This is a genomic window from Pseudomonas sp. 2995-3, from assembly GCF_002742565.1.
GTDB classification, from domain to species: domain Bacteria; phylum Pseudomonadota; class Gammaproteobacteria; order Pseudomonadales; family Pseudomonadaceae; genus Aquipseudomonas; species Aquipseudomonas edaphica.
The window spans coordinates 1-270 of record NZ_LJSB01000331.1 but is presented as its reverse complement, the minus strand read 5'-3'; the positions used below and the strand labels follow the sequence as shown (position 1 = coordinate 270).

The window sequence follows — 270 nt, the reverse complement described above, 5'->3', positions numbered from 1 at the left end:
ATATCAAATTGAATGATTCCTTTATCACGGAAGTTCTCAGAAAACAGTCTAATTTTATTGTCAGTTCTCTCTTTTACTACCACATATGTCCCAATGTCTAATGCACACGGAAACACTAATCCTCCATTGTAATCTGTATGCTCTCCAATTAAATTCACTCTACCTGGTGCGAAAAAGTATCTTAAATCTACTTTTGAATGAAAAACTTTTTGAAATAAGTCTGTTAGTTTTTATTTCATTTCATCACCTGTGTTTTGTTCAATATAGTAA

1 pseudogene is annotated in these 270 nt (G+C 31.1%); it reads right to left on the bottom strand.

The features are described from left to right. Positions 1 to 206, bottom strand: a pseudogene (locus tag AOA62_RS32710) (galactokinase family protein); the annotation flags it as partial. Between the last annotated feature and the right edge of the window lie 64 nt (positions 207 to 270).